This is a genomic window from Glutamicibacter sp. PAEs-4 (assembly GCF_051161755.1).
Taxonomy (GTDB): Bacteria; Actinomycetota; Actinomycetes; order Actinomycetales; family Micrococcaceae; genus Glutamicibacter; species Glutamicibacter nicotianae.
The window spans coordinates 2,314,952-2,330,860 of sequence record NZ_CP195017.1 but is presented as its reverse complement, the minus strand read 5'-3'; the positions used below and the strand labels follow the sequence as shown (position 1 = coordinate 2,330,860).

The following is a 15,909-nucleotide window of genomic DNA, read 5'->3' as shown; positions in this document are numbered from 1 at the left end:
CCAATTCAAGCACTGGGCCTGCCCGGCGGACAAGGGTACGCAAAGGGCAGCGGGATGGCAGCTTCCCCAGGATGCTGCGCTCCCGCTGCCCATGCGTGCGAGTGCCTCCGGCCTACAGTTCGACGGTGGCTTCCCAGGCCGAGTGGATGGCGCCGTGGATGTAGTTCACGGCGCCGGCATCGCCGACCACGTCGACGCTGAAGCCTGCGCCGCGCAGCTCGTCGGCCACCGGTGCGGCGGCGGTGGTGCCGTCCGCGTAGACCACCATGTCGGCCGGGGCGCTCTGCGCTTCGCCGTTCACCGTGAACTCCACGGACTTTTCGGTGATGCGGTCCACCGTGGCGTTGCGGTGGATCTGCACGCCGTGGGCCAGGTTGTCCTTGACCGCGGTCCAGCGGCGCGGCATGGCCAGCGGCAGGCCCAGCTGCTGCTTCTCGTGCACCAAGGTGACCTTGCGGCCGCGTTCGGCGAGGAACTCGGCCAGCTCCAGGCCTACCAGCGAGCCGCCGATCACCACGACGTTCTTGCCCATCGGCAGCCAGTACTTGGTGAACTGGCGGACGAACTCCGGGGACTTGGTCAGCCCGGACAGGCGTCCCAGCTTGCCCATGGTGCTCAGCACCAGGCCGGCCTCGGCGGCGGTGGCGGTACCCAGCATCATGGCGCGCAGGGTGTCGCCGGTCTGCACGTTCGGCAAATCGCCGCCGGGCATGTCGGGCTTCGGGCGCACCGCGCCGGTGGCAACGATGATGTGGTCCGGGTTCAGCGCGCGGATGGTCTCCACGGTGGCAGGGGTGTTCAGCTTGACCGCCACGCGCAGGCGCTTGAGCTCTGACTTCAGCCAGCGCAGCAGGCGCTCGTTGTCCGGGGTGGTCATGGTGGAGAACCACATGGTGCCGCCCAGGCGGTCGGCCTTGTCGATCAGGGTGACGCGGTGCCCGCGTTCGGCCAGCACGCGGGCCGACTCCATGCCCGAAGGTCCGGATCCGACAACCACGATGTGCTTCGAGGCGCTGGCAGGCTTCAGCGGCAGCAAGTTCTCATTGCCCAGCGCCGGGTTCACCGCGCAGAACGGGGTGTCGTCGAAGAAGTTCTCTCCCACGCACAGGTAGCAGTTGATGCATGGGCGGACCTGGTCGAACTTGCCCTCGCGCAGCTTGTTCGGCAGTTCCGGGTCGGCCAGCAGCTGGCGGCCCATGGCGGCAAAGTCGACCTTGTTCTCGGCAATGGCCTTCTCCGAGATTTCCGGAAGCATGCGGCCCACGGCGATGACCGGGATGGAGACGTGCTTCTTGATTTCGGCGGCGTTTTCCAGGTAGGCGCCGACCTTGTTTGGCAGCGGGCCGTCGGTGAAGTTGTCGAACGGGTTGCGGCCCCAGCCGGTGACATGGATGGCATCCGCGCCGGCGGCTTCGAACAGCTTGGAAGCTTCGATGGACTCCTGCAGGCTCAACGCGCCTTCCTGGCCGTATTCCTCGCCGGCCACGCGCACCAAAATCGCCAGCTTGTCGCCGACGCGTTCCTTGACCGCGGAAATGACTTGGCAGGCCAGGCGGGCGCGGTTCTCCAGCGATCCGCCGTATTCGTCGGTGCGCAGGTTGTCGCGCTGGTTCAGGAACACACCCAGGATGTAGCCGTGGGCCACTTGGATCTCGATGGCGTCGGCCCCGCCCTTGGCCACGCGCTCGGCGGCGTCGGCCCAAGAGGTGATCAGCCAGTCGATGTCTTCCTTGGTCATCGTGTGGTAGGTGGTCTGCTTGCCCGCGGTGGCGGCGCCCATCTTGGCGAGCTCTTCCGGGGTGCAATCGGCCAGTGCGTCCATCGAGTAGCGGTAGTCCGGCTCATTCGGGGCGAGGACCGGGCGGTCATTGGCGGTGTCGACTCGGGCCACCTTGCCGTGGTGGGTCGACTGGATGCACAGTTTGGAGCCGGCAGCGTGGATGGCGTCGGCCAGTGCCTTGATGCCGGGGATGAACTTGTCGTCAGACAGTCCCGGTTCCTTCATCGACGCGGCGCCGTAGGGGACGGCGATGGCGCAGGCGCCGGTGATGATCAGGCCGGCGCCGCCAGCGACGCGAGCGGCGTAGTGATCGATTTCGGACTGCTCAATCTCGCCGCCTTCGGACACATTCATGTCCATCGCCGGAAGCACGATGCGGTTCGGGGTGCTCATGGGCCCGATCCGGCCTTCTGACATTAGATGGGAAATTCCTTGTTGCTCATGACAACATGGTACCGGTGGAAAACACTCCGATTTGAGTGAGGGTACCAGATTGACTGCGATAAAAGCAGGTAAAATTAATGACTAGCGTAAATACAATCAGTCCACCTAAGTAATCTAATCTTTGGTTCGATCTACTATCGACAGAGAATTACTGAAAAGAATTCTATTTATATTGCCTAAGTCAACGATAATTAATTTCCATATGCGGAGATTAAATGTGCGCCCCAATCCCATTGCAAAGTGATGGGCATCACTGTCGCGGTAGGCTTGAAGCATGTACTGGGAAAATATCGTCTTCGATGCCGAGAACCCGCGGCGGCATGGGGAATTCTGGGAGGCTGCGCTCAAATGCCAGATGCTCACCGATAACCAAGGGGGCTACGAAACACGCTTGCAGTTGCCTGGGGAGCGTTACCTGGATCTGTGTTTCCCAATCGTCCGTGATCCGGATCGTGCCCGGCAGCGCGCGCACCTGATCCTCGGCAGCGGCGCCCCTCCTGCCGAAGACCTTGGTGCGGAGCTGCTGGATGCTCTGGAAACCCGGCTCGACGCCGCAGGAAACGAGTATCTGCTCCGAGCCGACGGCAAGCCGGCAAGTGGCTTGGTGCTCGAAGCCTTCCAACTTGCCTGCGCTGACCCGGCAGGTGATGCAGAATTCTGGAAGCAGCTGCTTGGCTGGGAAATCGTAGCGCGATCCCCGATGGTGCTGGCCGACCCAACCGGCGTGGGCCCGCGTCTGGTTCTCGTCCGCGAAGCGTCGCCCAAGACAGCGGCGAAGAATGCGATCCACCTTGATTTGCGTCTTGAGCAGGCGGAGAGCATGGATGACGCGCTTGCTGCGATCTGCGCATCGGGTGGAGCTGAGCTGGATGGGCCGTGGGAGGGATTGCCATGGCGGGTATTCCAGGACCGCTCAGGAAACGAATTCTGCGTCTTGGCGCCGTCGGCTTCCTCTGATGACTGATCCGGAGACGTCCGGGGTGGCCAGCCGGAAGAATCGATTCTACGCAAGGAAAAACGTGCAGCTGCATCTCGGTACAGAGCACTCCCACGCAATGGTCCCAGGACGGCCACGTCGTGGAATCGTGGTGCTGGCGCTGCTGCTGGCCACTTTGGCTCATTTGCTGGCCCAGCTGTTCTGGCCTTCCGGGTTGCTGGCCAATGCCACGCAGATCCTGCTGATGCCGCTTTTGGCAGGAGCGGTTATCTCCTTCACCACTTCGCCGCGCGGCAGGCTGATCCGGCTGGTGCTGGCAGCGCTGTTCTTCTCCTGGGTCGGTGATGCCCTGCCGCGGTTCATGGATGGAGACCCGGCATTCCTGGCCATGGTGGGCGCGTTCCTGGTCGCGCAGTTCTTCTACATTGGCGCTCTGGCAAGATACTGGAAATCTTCGATACTGCGCCGATGGTGGATGCTGTTTCCCTATCTTGCGGCATTCGCAGTGCTGCTGATCCTTTGCTCACCCGGTGCCGGAGCGCTGCTTGCCCCGGTGATCATCTACGGCTTGGCATTGATGGTGATGGCCATCCTCAGCACTGGGCTGGGACCCGTCGCGGGTTCCGGCGGCGCAATTTTCTTCCTTTCCGATTCCTTGATCGCACTGCGCTCATTTACGGACATTGGCATTCCCGCGATGGGATTCTGGATTATGCTCACCTATGTGGCCGGGCAGGCCATGATCAGCTATGCCGCGAGCCAGCGCGATGCACAGGAGAAAAGCACGACGACATGCAGGTAAACCACCTCAGCAGAATCCCGTTGTTCATGGTGCATGGCAACGGCGTAGACCACCGGATTCTCAAGCCGCTAGAAGCAACGCTGGAGAAAATGCGGATTTTCGACTTGCACTACATCGACTTGCCTGGCTTCGGCACCTGCCCGCCGCTTGAAAATTCCGGTGGCCTGCCAGAACTGGCAAGCTGGTTGGAAGCGCTGATCCGGCAAACCGCGGGCGAGGGAAGATTTGCGCTGCTGGGCAATTCCCTTGGCGCCTTGCTCTGCCAAGAGATGGCCGACAGGTTTCTTGGCCAAGCTCAAGGGCTTTTCCTCCTGGCGCCAGTAGTCTCTCCTGATGCCGCTCGGCGTACCGTGCCAGAGCAGCAGGTGTCAGTAGCAGACCCTCTGCTTCTGGCTGAGCTTGATCCACACCATGCGCAATTATTCTCTGACGTAGCAGTGGTTCAATCACCAGAAGCATGGCGGAAGTTCGCGCAGTGGGTGCTGCCCGGGTTGGACTGCGCGAACTTGCGAGCCATGGCTAAGCTGTCACGGCGGTACTTCCTGGACCCGCTGCCCGTCGAGCGTGGAAACCAGCTGGATATTCCGGTCACGATCGTGTGCGGGAAGCAGGACCATGTCACCGGATACCTGGATCCCGAGCGGCTCGTCCACCGGTATCCCCTGATGAAGCTCTGCGTGCTTGAACCAGCGGGCCATAACGTGCACCTTGAGCAGCCCGAACAGGTCTTGGCCGAATTGCGGGACTGGGCGCAACGTACCGGCGGCCTGCAGGAACGATCTTGATCCGGAAGGAAAGGTCCTATCCGATGACGCGCAACGCTCGATTGGGACTTGAGGAAATGCCGGCATCCGGCTACATTTCGAAGCAGCAACTACGGTTTTGCCTGAGCAAGAAGGAACTTGGCATGGACGAAGCTCTCGTGCTGCGCGAGTTGGCGAGCATTGATGAAGTGCCTGACCTATTGGATATCTGGCGCAGTTCGGTGGAACGCCGGAGGGACTTCCTCTCAGCTGCTGACATTGATGCAGTGGCAATCGCCCTGGAAGCAATCTATAGCCAGTCGGTGACCGTCAGAATCGCCCAGCAAGGCCAGCGCATCATGGGCTTCGCAGCCTGGAGCGATACACGCATTGAGCTGCTCTGGGTGCGGCACAGCGATCGCCACAAGGGTGTGGGCCGTGTTCTGCTGGAAGCAATCGTCGCGCACACTCCCGGCATCAGCGTGCATCTGGATTGCCAGCGACAGCCTGCCATTTCATTCTTTGGCGACTGCGGATTCTTGGCAGTCGACGGAGGTCCAGAACTGGTGCCACAACGGATCACGTTGCGCCACACAGAATCTTTGCCCCGAATCGTGGCACCATAGTTCCATGAGTGAAAATAGCCGTGAAATACGGGAAGTCAGCATCAAACGCGTCGAATCACGCAAGTACCAGGCCACCAGCCTGGAATCCGGCGCCAGCCTGGAATTCGGCCAGGGCGAAGGGCTGCTGACGCCGGTGGAGCTTCTGCTGGCTGCCATTGCCGGGTGCTCAGCGATCGATGTTGATGTGGCGACTACCCGCAGAAGCGAGCCTGAGAACTTCGAAGTCAAGGCGAGCGGCTACAAGGTCTCCGAGGACTCGGCTAGCCGAATGGAAGACATCCGCCTTGGCTTTGATTTGAAGTTCCCCGATACCGAGGAGGGGCGCAAAGCGGCCGGCATGGTTGAACGCATCGTCAAGCTATCCCATGACAAGTACTGCACGGTTTCTCGCACCGTTGAGCTAGGTGCCTCAGTGCAGAGCGAAGTCCTCAACCAGGCCTGATGCATTTCGTGCGGATCCCAGATTGCTAATGGCCAATGGCTGACTCCGCAACAGCTTCCAAGGCAATTCACGGATTCGAGCGCGACACGAATTTCCCAACATTGCGTGAATCAGTTGTCGTTATGGCTTGATTGTTCGAAAAACGTTGAATCCAGTGTGAATGAATCATGCATCCGCAATTCGGGGTATGAAAGTCCATCGATTCAAGCTGGCAGTACGGGTCTTTGCCCTAGTCAGCGGAGAACCTTCATCGTAGGGTCAGATTGTCCCTACGTTGAAGGAGCAGCAATGCAGTCTGAGAACGTTTTAGGCAATATCGACTGGGCGTCGATGCTACAAAAGGTTGGCATCGCGCTAATCATCCTCATCATTACGTGGCTTCTCGCGCGCATCGTTCGGTGGGCTGCCGCCAAATTGGTGACCAGGGTGAAGTTCCTGCAGAAGCAGGGCAATGACGGAGAGCAAATAGGCCAATCTCTGGGCAAGGTTGCGGGACTGATCGTCTGGCTGTTCGGCCTCGTGGCAATCCTGCAAGTATTCGCGCTATCTGAAGTGCTATCGCCGGTGCAGGGCCTGCTCGGCGGCGTCATGGCCTTCATCCCCAACCTCATCGGTGCGGGCTTCATCTTCTTCATCGGCTACGTGATCGCCAATATCGTTCGCCAGCTGCTGAAGACCGGTTTGGGAACTGTCGACTTCAGCGGGCTGGTCCGCAAATTGACCCCAGGCGATGAACCGGTTGACGAAGTCCAGTCTCGCGAGTCCCAAGCGAAGATCGTTGACATCATTGCCAATATCGTCTTCGCCTTGATCCTGCTCGTCGTTGCCATTTCGGCACTGCAGGTCTTGGGCATCGCGGCAATTTCGGACCCTGCCCAGCAGATGCTGCAGCTTGTCTTCACCGCAATACCGCAGGTCATCATGGCCTTGGTGCTCTTGGCCGTCGGTATTCTGATTGCCAAGTTCGTCGGCCAGCTGCTTGAATCAACCCTTCACGGGGTGGGCACCGACTCCGTTGTTGCCCAATGGGGTGTTGTTCCCGAAGGCAAGAGCGCTTCGGGAATCATCGCTGGCATCGTCAAGATTGCCATCGTGCTGTTCTTCGGCGTGATGGCGGCCCAGATGCTGAACTTCCCGGCGATCACCAACATCCTCAATGAAATCCTGGCCTTGGGCGGCAAGATTCTCTTCGGCGCAGCAATTATCGCCGCAGGTTTCGTCATCGCCAACGTCATCGGCCGTTTCTTGGGCGACACCACCGCTTCAAAGATCATCCGCTACACGGCAATCGCGTTGTTCGTGGCAATGGGCTTGAAGTACATGGGTATCGCTGATTCGATCATCAATATGGCCTTCGGTGCAATCGTCATTGGCGCGGCTTTGGCCGCGGCGCTGGCCTTTGGACTTGGTGGCCGCGATGCTGCGGCTCGCACGCTGAAAAAGATCGAGGCCAATCAGGCCACCGACGGCCCGGATTCGACGCCGCCGGCATCAACTCCAGGCATCTAGCCAATATCACTAAACCTGAGGGACAGATAAAAAGTCGCGGAACCCGAAACCGGATTCCGCGACTTTTTGTTGCCCGCCAAGCTACGGCTGCGTGCTCCACGGCAACGGCACTACGTCGGGGACCTGATCAGTCCGCAACCGCGCGTAGGCGTACACGTCAACGCGTTCTCCAGCAACCAGGAACTTACCGCGCTCGACACCCTCGCGCAGGAACCCGTTGCATTCGGCAACACGCTTCGATCCAGGATTGTTCGCCCGAAGACCTAGTTCCAAACGGTACAAACCGAGCTCGCCAAACAGGTGGTTCACCAAAGTAGCCACTGCGCGAGTGGCCAGAGACCTCCCGCGGTAGTCCTGGTTCATCCAATACCAAACCCATGCGTTCTGATTGGCTGGATCGACAGTATCGCAGACCAAACCGACCAGCCGGTCTCGATAGGCGATGGCCAAAGCCTGCTGCCGTTCGCCGGCCTCCATCAGGGCACGCACGTACGATGCGGCCTTTTCCGGAGTGTCGGCATCTCCTTGGCGATCCATATCGGCATTGGAGGAAAAGGCTTCGAAAACAGCTTCGGCATCCGATTGGCGCAGCCTGCGAACCGAGAAATCGTCGTCGACTAATGCGGCCTAGTTCGGTTCTGCAAAAGAAAGCTGCCGCGCAGCGGGCGTGCCCTGATGGAAGAACAGCTGCCAGCGATCCTGCTCATGGATCCACAGCGAACTGCGCTCGCTGGCGGATCCCGATAGCAACCTCCAGCGCAGAAGCACCGCTTGATCGGCAACCTGGATTGCCACGGGGCTGCCGACTTCCCGAGATCCGGAATCCCGTTCCGGCTCCTGGGCCAGCTGGGCAATGATCGACTCGCGATCGTAGACACGGCCGCTGGCACCCACTTCGGAGAACTGCGGATGCAAGTACCGTTCCAATTGCCTTCGGCTATGGCGCTGGCTGGTTTCCAAGAGCTCCTGCTCCAACGAAATGATCGTGTTGGACAACGCAGATCCCTGGGGAAGCACGCGGGGGAAGTCATGAGATGCCATGTCAACTAGTACATCACAGAAGATGACGGAGCTGCGGTTGCTCCAGTTCGACTTTATGAGCTGGATCATGCCTATAATCGCAGTACTCCGCGGGAGCCTGAATCGACCAGGCTGAGAGGGCACCGAGCCGACCGCTACACCTGATGCGGGTCATGCCGCCGTAGGAAGGATGCGTGCTCTCGTGCATGTGAATATTGTTGGCGCCGGAATCATCGGCCTGTCAGTTGCGTTCGAACTGGAATCACGGGGACATACTGCCACCCTCATCGATCCAGCACCAGGCCAAGGTGCAAGCTACGCGGCAGCCGGAATGCTGGCCCCGGCAGCTGAAACGGTCTGGGGCCATGGCCCGCTTCACGAGCTGCTTGCCGCCTCGAATGCCGCCTATCCAAAGTTCATTGAGCGCATCGAATCCGTGACCGGGCAACGCCCGGACTACCTGCAGAACTCAACCCTCGTCGTCGCGGCCGAACCGGCTGACCGCGAAGCCCTGCATGAGCTGGCCGAACTGCAAGCCTCCCTCGGCCTGTCAGCGGAAAAGCTCTTGCCCAGCCAAGCCCGCAAACTCGAACCAGCCTTGGCCGCGAATATAGCAGGCGCAGTCCTATGCCAAGATGACCACCAAGTCGACCCACGGTCAGTCGTCAAAATCCTGCTTGATCACCTGCGTGGCCGCCTGATCGAGGAGCGGGCGCAGGCGCTGGTGGGCGACGGGAGCCGAACCAACGCGGTACGCACCGCATCGGGCAAGATCCTCGAAGCGGATCAAACCATCGTGGCCACCGGACTGGGCACCATTGACGGCCTGGACCGGGTGCCGGTGCGCCCCGTCTACGGAGATATTCTCCGGATCCAGGGGCCAGCCGGTCCGCCATTGATCACCCGGACCATCCGCGGCATCGTGCACCGGGAGCCGGTGTATCTCGTGCCGAGAAAGGACGGCAGCCTCGTGCTCGGAGCCAGCGTCCGGGAAGACCGCCAGCCTGCAGTGAACATCGGAGCCATGCATTTGCTGCTGGACAATGCGCGAAAGCTCATACCCGGCATCAGCGACTGCACGCTGAACGAGGCAACTGCCCGGGCCCGTCCCGCCACTCCCGATGACCGTCCGCTGCTGGGGCGCATTGACCCGGGCCTGGTGCTTAGCACCGGATACTCCCGGCACGGAGTGCTGCTGGCTCCGCTGGGCGCAACACTCACCGCTGATCTCATTCACGGCTCTGAAACCCATCCGTTGCATCAGGCTGTGAATCCACACCGCTTCGCCACAGCAACCCAGACCACCCACCGAACGGAGCAGCACCCATGAAAAGCATTGGCATCAAGTTCAATTCCCGGGAACTGAACCTGGACGAAGGAATCACCCTTCGCGAATTCATCAGCATGCAGATCGGCAAGGATCTGGATAGCAACTCGGCGGCCGTGGACGGCAGCAAGCTTGGAATAGCCGCCGCGGTCAATGGCGCTGTCATCCCGCGCAGCGCCTGGAACAGCTACACGCTGGCCGAAGGGCACAGCATCGAACTCGTTACCGCAGCCCAGGGAGGCTAGGCGTGGACACGCAAAACATCACCGAACTGGACATCAACAGCGATCCATTCCAGGTTGCAGGACGCACCTTGTCTTCGCGCTTGATCCTCGGCACCGGGGGAGCGAGTTCGCTGACCACCCTGGAAAGCGCATTGCAGGCCTCTGGAACCGAACTGACTACCGTGGCCATCCGACACTTTTCGGCGGCAGGCGAGTCCAACGTGTATGACTTGCTGCAGCGCAACAACGTGATTGCGCTGCCGAATACCGCTGGATGCTTCACCGCCCGCGACGCGATCCTCACCGCGCACCTGGCCCGCGAAGCGCTGGAAACGAACTGGATCAAGCTCGAAGTGATTGCGGACGAGCACACGTTGCTGCCTGATCCGCTGGAGCTGCACGCTGCCACCGAACAGCTGGTCGCCGACGGATTCCAGGTCTTTGCCTACACCAACGATGATCCTGCCCTTGCCCAGCGCCTCCAGGACGCCGGTGTTGCGGCCATCATGCCAGCCGGCGCACCAATCGGATCCGGCCTGGGCATCTTGAACCCGCACAATATTTCCACCATCGTCTCCCGGGCCCAGGTGCCGGTCATCCTGGACGCCGGAGTCGGCACCGCCTCTGACGCCGCCCTGGCCATGGAGCTCGGCTGCGATGCCGTGCTGCTGGCCAGTGCGGTGACCCGGGCGCACAACGCGCCGCTGATGGCGATGGCCATGAAGGATGCGGTGCGTGCAGGACGAGCCGCACGGCTCGCGGGCCGGATCCCGCGCCGCGACACCGCCCTGGCATCCTCGCCCACCGAAGGCATGATGCAGACCCTGGTCGGTGACTTCTCGTGAACCAGTCAGCATTGGTAGCCCCGGGGCCGGAGCTGGCACCGGAAGAATTGGCGCGTTATTCCCGGCATCTGTCGCTTCCCGGCGTCGGCGAAGAAGGGCAACGCAGGATCGCCAATGCCAAGGTGCTGGTAATCGGAGCCGGGGGACTGGGCAGCCCCATTGCCAGCTACCTGGTCGCCGCGGGGATCGGCACCCTCGGGGTCGTGGACCACGACACGGTTGAACTGTCCAACCTGCAACGCCAAACCATGCACAGGCAACAGGACGTAGGCCGCTTGAAGGTGGAATCGGTCCGCCGGATGGCCCACGAGCAGAACCGGAATGTCCGGGTTATCGCCGTGGATGGCAAACTGGATGAGACCAACGCAGTGGCACTTTTCAGCGACTACGACCTGGTCATCGACGGCAGCGACAACTTCGCCACGCGCTACCTGTCCAACGACGCCGCAGAAATCACCGGCACCCCACTGGTCTGGGGGACGCTGTTCCAATTCTCCGGGCAGGTGTCCGTCTTCGACCCGCGCACCGGTCCGATGCTGCGCGACCTTTTCCCTGAAATCCCCGATGCGGACTCCGTGCCCAGCTGCGCCGAGGGCGGGGTCTTTGGCGCCCTGTGCGGCGTCATCGGCTCGGTGATGTGCACCGAGGCCCTGAAGCTCATCACTGGAATCGGCACCACGCTCAGCGGAAAACTTTGGCTCTACGATGCACGGGAAGCCAGTGTGCGAACACTCGACTTTGCCAGGGACCCGCAACGCGAACCGGTGAGCCGGCTGGCCGAGTACCAGCCAGCGTCCTGCGCTGTCGATGGGCATGTTCCGGAAATTTCCGTTGAGCAACTGGCGGACCTTGAAGCGGAGGAACCGGTGCTGCTGGTGGATGTGCGTGAAGCCTGGGAACGCGAGATCATTGCGATCCCGCACAGCCAGCCCCTCCCGCTCGCGCAACTGGAAGAACAAGGACTGGGAGGGCTCGCGCAGGGTGCCTCGGCGATCGTGTTCGTCTGCAAAACGGGTGTCCGTTCACAGCAGGCGGCGCGGATTGCCAGGCCGGATCTGCAGCCAGCCGTCCAGGTGTACAGCCTCAGCGGCGGCACCGTGGAATGGGCCAGGCAGGTTCAGGGGCAGCAGGTGGCCTACTAGCGCCCGGCCTTGCAGTGCCTGCGCTTCTTGGAGCCGGCCCAGCTCTGGCATACTTGCGCCATGGCTATGGGAATTGCGCTGGAGATCCGTGAATTGGAAATCGGCGACGAACAGCAGGCAATCGATGCCCATCATTTGATGCTTGGCGATGATTTCGAGTTCTTGCCCACCTGGACTTCCGCTGAGGCTTGGGAGGACTATGCCTACCGGATGAAGGCAGGGCGCCGTGGCGAGCACATCCCCGAAGGATGGGTTCGCTCGGCGCTGTTTGCCGCCTTCGACGACGGGGAACTGGTGGGCCGTGTATCTGTGAGGTATGAGCTCAACGAGGGCCTGCTTCATTACGGCGGGCATATCGGCTATGGTGTAGTTCCCGAGTATCGTCGCCGTGGTGTGGCACAGCAACTGTGCAGATTCGGATTGCAGGAACTGCGCGAATCAGGAATTGAGCGCGCACTGGTTACCTGTGCTTCCGATAACATCGGTTCAAGATCGACCATTGAAAAATGCGGCGGATTGCTGGACGCCAAGCTTCCGGAAATTGAAGCCAGCCATGGCGCCGGCACGCTGCGTTTTTGGATACCTACCCAGTCGATCCGCTGAATTTCTCGCGACCGGTACATGAAATTCCTGTATGTTCTGACACAGATCAACAGACTATTAGTCTCGAGAGCGTAAACTGGATTGTTGGGTCGACTTTGGCCCCGACTCCACAGACCCAATTTCTCGAGCGGAAGTGAGCCTTCACGCATGTCAGCAAACACCATTACTCGCGATGAACTTCGCAATGTAGCCATTGTGGCGCACGTTGACCACGGCAAGACCACCCTGGTCAACGCCATGCTCCAGCAGACCGGCGCATTCGACAGCCATGGTGAAACCGAAGACCGCGTGATGGACTCAGGTGAGCTGGAACGCGAGAAGGGCATCACCATTCTTGCCAAGAACACCACCGTGTTCTACAGCGGCCCAGCGGCCGAGGGCAAGAAGATGACCATGAACATCATCGACACCCCGGGCCACGCCGACTTCGGTGGCGAGGTTGAACGCGGCCTGTCCATGGTCGACGGCGTTGTCCTGCTCGTCGACGCATCCGAGGGTCCGCTGCCGCAGACCCGCTTCGTGCTGCGCAAGGCGCTTGGCGCCAACCTGCCAGTGATCATCGTGGTCAACAAGACCGACCGCGCCGATGCCCGCATCGACGGCGTCGTCTCCGACTCCATGGATCTGCTGCTCGGCCTGGCTTCCGACCTGGCTGACGAAGCTCCGGACCTGGATCTGGATGCCATCTTGAACGTTCCCGTGGTCTTCGCTTCGGGCAAGGCCGGCTACGCATCGATGAACCAGCCAGTTGACGGCACACTGCCTGACAACGAAGATCTTGAGCCGCTGTTCGAGACCATCATCAAGCACGTTCCTGCGCCGACCTATACCGAGGGTGAAGTCCTGCAGGCCCACGTCACCAACCTTGACGCTTCGCCATTCCTCGGCCGTCTTGCACTGCTGCGCATGATCAACGGCACCCTGCGCAAGGGCCAGCAGGTCAACTGGGCACGCCAGGACGGCACCATGAAGCAGGTCAAGATCACCGAACTGCTGGCCACCCAGGGCCTGACCCGCGTTCCAGCTGAAGAAGCCGGACCGGGCGAGATCGTTGCAGTCGCCGGTATCGAAGACATCATGATCGGCGAAACCCTCACCGACCTGGAGAACCCTAAGCCGCTGCCGCTGATCACCGTTGATCCACCTGCGATCTCCATGACCATCGGCATCAACACCTCGCCACTGGCTGGCAAGGTCAAGGGCGCCAAGGTCACCGCACGCCAGGTCAAGGATCGCCTGGACAAGGAACTGATCGGCAACGTTTCGCTGAACATCCTGCCAACCGAGCGTCCAGACGCTTGGGAAGTCCAGGGTCGTGGCGAACTGGCACTGGCCATCCTCGTTGAGCAGATGCGCCGCGAAGGCTTCGAGCTGACCGTTGGCAAGCCGCAGGTTGTCACCAAGATGATCGACGGCAAGGTCCACGAGCCAATGGAGCGCATGACCATTGACGTGCCGGAAGAGTACCTGGGCGCTATCACCCAGCTGATGGCATCGCGCAAGGGCCGCATGACCGACATGGCCAACCACGGTACCGGCTGGGTTCGCATGGAATTCATGGTTCCAGCACGTGGCCTGATCGGCTTCCGCACCCGATTCATGACCGAAACCCGTGGTGCCGGCATTGCCGCTTCGCTGGCCGAAGGCTACGAGCCGTGGGCAGGCGCCATCGAGTACCGCATCAACGGCTCGATCGTGGCCGACCGTGCCGGCGTGGTGACTCCATTCGCGATGATCAACCTGCAGGAACGCATGAGCTTCTTCGTGAAGCCAACCGAAGAGGTCTACGAGGGCATGATCGTGGGCGAGAACTCGCGCGCCGATGACATGGACGTGAATATCACCAAGGAAAAGAAGCTCACCAACATGCGTGCAGCTTCCTCGGATTCCTTCGAGAACCTGACCCCGCCACGCACCCTGACCCTGGAAGAGTCGCTTGAATTCGCTCGCGAAGACGAGTGCGTTGAGGTCACCCCGGAAGCAATCCGCATCCGCAAGGTGCTGCTGAACGCCAACGACCGTGCCAAGGCCAGCCGTGCACGCGCACGCTCCTAATAATCGCAATTCCCTCGGAGGCAACTTCTCCGCGCTGTGGCGCGGTGCGGTTGCCGCCGTGGCTGCAGGATTGTTCGGCACGGCAATCCACGCCTCCATCAGCTATATCGGCAACGATTTCCCGCTGGTTTGGGGCGTGCTTGTTGCCTGGCTCCTGCTCGGAGTACTGGTGTACTGGGCTGCGGTTTCCTCCGCGAAGCTGTGGGCCGGTGCGGTGGCGTTCATCGGATGCTATGTGACTGTTGGCCTGATTTCCTATGTGGGCGACGACCAGCTGATCTTGGGCATGCAGTACTACGAGTACCTGCCCGGACCGGCGTTGGCCTCTGCACTGTGGATGTACGGAATGGTCATTCCATCGGTGATTGCCTTGCTGTGCTCCTTGCGGGTGTTGCGCAAGCAGCAACGGCAGAATTGAAAAACAGTAGGAGTTCTTCCCCAACGGGAGGAACTCCTACTGTTTTTAATAAGGTTTTGGGGAAGCGGTGACCGGCCTACTGGCCGTCACGCGCATTGCCGGTGATATCCAGATGGTGGGCCAAGAACAGCGAGGTGGCCACGCCATCGGGATCCGGGTCGCGTACTGCGTAGTCCTCGATAACCGCGCGCAGCCGGCTCATCAGTTCCTTCTGGTTTTCTTCATTGAGTTTCAGACCCAAGCGGATGACCTGTATTTCCTGCGGATCAAGTCCCTCGATTTCCTGCAGGAAGGTGTCCACGAGCATCGGAGCCGCGTCGGGAATGCGGGTGCCCCAGGACTGCTTGGTGCTTCGATAGGGCACTTCTTTGGCACCGCGGTTGCCTCGGCGCGGTTCTTCCGCGGCGAGGTAGCCGTTGCTGACGAGGGTGCGCACGTGATGCAAGGACGTGGCGGGATTCAAATCCAGAATGTCCGCAATTTCCTTGTTCGTGCGTGACTCATGGAGGCACAAGCGCAAGATGCGAAGCCTCAGCGGGGAGCTGAGGGCTCGTGCTCGCGATTGGACAAGTTTATCGGAGGGCATGAAAACAGCATACGCGAAAAGTGTTAAGTGATTGGAAGATTCAAATCGCATGTCTTCCCAAGCCGGATCAAGGCAGCTGCGACCCGGATAAGTGGCATCGTGAAAATCTTGCGGCTTGCCAGGACGCTATTCGCTGCGCGGGACGCGGGGCCTGCGGCGCGCCGGAGCCTGCGGTACCCGCTTGGCGTGGGTGATCGCCGCGCGGGGGATGCGTACCAGCTCGGTGCGGGTCTGGATGCTCACCGATTCCTCGGTCACTTCCCTCAGCTCTCCCAACGCGTCGGAAAAATGTCCGCCGGCCTGGCCCTCGGCCAATCGGTAGCGGACAACTAGCCGTTCACCGGGCGTCACATCACTAAAACTAAGCATTTGGTAGCGTCATCTTTTCGTAAGAAGAATTCATTTG

At 60.8% G+C, this 15,909-nt stretch carries 18 protein-coding genes and 1 riboswitch; of the genes, 13 read left to right on the top strand and 5 right to left on the bottom strand.

Features of this window, described 5'->3' with window-relative positions:
• Nucleotides 1-112 precede the first annotated feature (112 nt).
• On the bottom strand, nucleotides 113-2,173 hold the full coding sequence (locus tag ACR9WD_RS10945; protein ID WP_190263792.1) for an NAD(P)/FAD-dependent oxidoreductase: 2,061 nt from the start codon (nucleotides 2,171-2,173) through the stop codon (nucleotides 113-115).
• Nucleotides 2,174-2,498: 325 nt separating this feature from the next.
• On the opposite strand from ACR9WD_RS10945, the gene ACR9WD_RS10940 reads away from it, so the two are divergent.
• The 6 genes from ACR9WD_RS10940 (at nucleotide 2,499) to ACR9WD_RS10915 (ending at nucleotide 7,283) form a co-directional block, all read left to right on the top strand.
• Nucleotides 2,499-3,188, top strand: a complete 690-nt coding sequence (locus tag ACR9WD_RS10940) for a VOC family protein (protein WP_073705951.1) — start codon at nucleotides 2,499-2,501, stop codon at nucleotides 3,186-3,188.
• 55 nt (nucleotides 3,189-3,243) lie between these two features.
• Entirely contained in the window at nucleotides 3,244-3,963 is a 720-nt protein-coding gene (locus ACR9WD_RS10935; RefSeq protein WP_158024639.1) for a lysoplasmalogenase, read from the top strand.
• Nucleotides 3,954-4,748 carry an alpha/beta fold hydrolase gene (locus tag ACR9WD_RS10930; RefSeq protein WP_434922063.1) on the top strand — a complete coding sequence of 265 codons (795 nt, stop codon included), beginning with the start codon at nucleotides 3,954-3,956 and terminating at the stop codon, nucleotides 4,746-4,748. The genes ACR9WD_RS10935 and ACR9WD_RS10930 overlap by 10 nt, the downstream gene beginning before the upstream one ends.
• A gap of 122 nt (nucleotides 4,749-4,870) precedes the next feature.
• Nucleotides 4,871-5,332: a GNAT family N-acetyltransferase gene (locus tag ACR9WD_RS10925; protein WP_158024641.1), complete on the top strand. Its 462-nt coding sequence runs from the start codon at nucleotides 4,871-4,873 to the stop codon at nucleotides 5,330-5,332.
• 4 nt (nucleotides 5,333-5,336) lie between these two features.
• On the top strand, nucleotides 5,337-5,774 hold the full coding sequence (locus ACR9WD_RS10920; RefSeq protein WP_066140532.1) for an OsmC family protein: 438 nt from the start codon (nucleotides 5,337-5,339) through the stop codon (nucleotides 5,772-5,774).
• A 288-nt stretch (nucleotides 5,775-6,062) separates the two neighbouring features.
• The gene (locus tag ACR9WD_RS10915; protein ID WP_073705954.1) at nucleotides 6,063-7,283 is read left to right on the top strand and encodes a mechanosensitive ion channel; all 1,221 of its coding nucleotides are present in this window, start codon (nucleotides 6,063-6,065) and stop codon (nucleotides 7,281-7,283) included.
• Between the two features lie 81 nt (nucleotides 7,284-7,364).
• On the opposite strand, the gene ACR9WD_RS10910 is transcribed toward ACR9WD_RS10915, so the two are convergent.
• Together ACR9WD_RS10910 and ACR9WD_RS10905 are read right to left on the bottom strand one after the other, a co-directional pair.
• On the bottom strand, nucleotides 7,365-7,874 hold the full coding sequence (locus tag ACR9WD_RS10910) for a GNAT family N-acetyltransferase (RefSeq protein WP_073705955.1): 510 nt from the start codon (nucleotides 7,872-7,874) through the stop codon (nucleotides 7,365-7,367).
• Nucleotides 7,875-7,910: 36 nt separating this feature from the next.
• The gene (locus ACR9WD_RS10905) at nucleotides 7,911-8,324 is read right to left on the bottom strand and encodes a DUF4440 domain-containing protein (RefSeq protein WP_073706423.1); all 414 of its coding nucleotides are present in this window, start codon (nucleotides 8,322-8,324) and stop codon (nucleotides 7,911-7,913) included.
• A 79-nt stretch (nucleotides 8,325-8,403) separates the two neighbouring features.
• A riboswitch (TPP riboswitch) is annotated at nucleotides 8,404-8,508 on the top strand.
• On the opposite strand from ACR9WD_RS10905, the gene thiO reads away from it, so the two are divergent.
• From thiO to ACR9WD_RS10870, 7 genes are all read left to right on the top strand, one after another.
• Entirely contained in the window at nucleotides 8,506-9,633 is a 1,128-nt protein-coding gene (thiO, locus tag ACR9WD_RS10900; protein ID WP_158024642.1) for a glycine oxidase ThiO, read from the top strand. (Overlaps the previous riboswitch by 3 nt.)
• Nucleotides 9,630-9,875, top strand: coding sequence for a sulfur carrier protein ThiS (gene thiS, locus ACR9WD_RS10895; RefSeq protein WP_052253651.1), 246 nt, complete (start codon nucleotides 9,630-9,632; stop codon nucleotides 9,873-9,875). The genes thiO and thiS overlap by 4 nt, the downstream gene beginning before the upstream one ends.
• Nucleotides 9,876-9,877: 2 nt before the next feature.
• Nucleotides 9,878-10,699 carry a thiazole synthase gene (locus ACR9WD_RS10890; RefSeq protein ID WP_073705957.1) on the top strand — a complete coding sequence of 274 codons (822 nt, stop codon included), beginning with the start codon at nucleotides 9,878-9,880 and terminating at the stop codon, nucleotides 10,697-10,699.
• Nucleotides 10,696-11,841, top strand: coding sequence for a ThiF family adenylyltransferase (locus tag ACR9WD_RS10885; protein ID WP_190263790.1), 1,146 nt, complete (start codon nucleotides 10,696-10,698; stop codon nucleotides 11,839-11,841). Before ACR9WD_RS10890 ends, ACR9WD_RS10885 begins: the two co-directional genes overlap by 4 nt.
• A 60-nt stretch (nucleotides 11,842-11,901) precedes the next feature.
• Nucleotides 11,902-12,444, top strand: coding sequence for a GNAT family N-acetyltransferase (locus tag ACR9WD_RS10880; RefSeq protein WP_083586582.1), 543 nt, complete (start codon nucleotides 11,902-11,904; stop codon nucleotides 12,442-12,444).
• Between the two features lie 147 nt (nucleotides 12,445-12,591).
• Nucleotides 12,592-14,499, top strand: coding sequence for a translational GTPase TypA (typA, locus tag ACR9WD_RS10875; protein WP_066140514.1), 1,908 nt, complete (start codon nucleotides 12,592-12,594; stop codon nucleotides 14,497-14,499).
• Entirely contained in the window at nucleotides 14,480-14,917 is a 438-nt protein-coding gene (locus ACR9WD_RS10870; RefSeq protein WP_038990620.1) for a hypothetical protein, read from the top strand. The genes typA and ACR9WD_RS10870 overlap by 20 nt, the downstream gene beginning before the upstream one ends.
• Nucleotides 14,918-14,993: 76 nt before the next feature.
• Here ACR9WD_RS10870 and ACR9WD_RS10865 read toward each other — a convergent pair whose 3' ends face one another.
• Nucleotides 14,994-15,503: a helix-turn-helix domain-containing protein gene (locus ACR9WD_RS10865; RefSeq protein WP_073705959.1), complete on the bottom strand. Its 510-nt coding sequence runs from the start codon at nucleotides 15,501-15,503 to the stop codon at nucleotides 14,994-14,996.
• A gap of 126 nt (nucleotides 15,504-15,629) precedes the next feature.
• The gene (locus ACR9WD_RS10860; protein ID WP_066140506.1) at nucleotides 15,630-15,872 is read right to left on the bottom strand and encodes a putative acetyltransferase; all 243 of its coding nucleotides are present in this window, start codon (nucleotides 15,870-15,872) and stop codon (nucleotides 15,630-15,632) included.
• Between the last annotated feature and the right edge of the window lie 37 nt (nucleotides 15,873-15,909).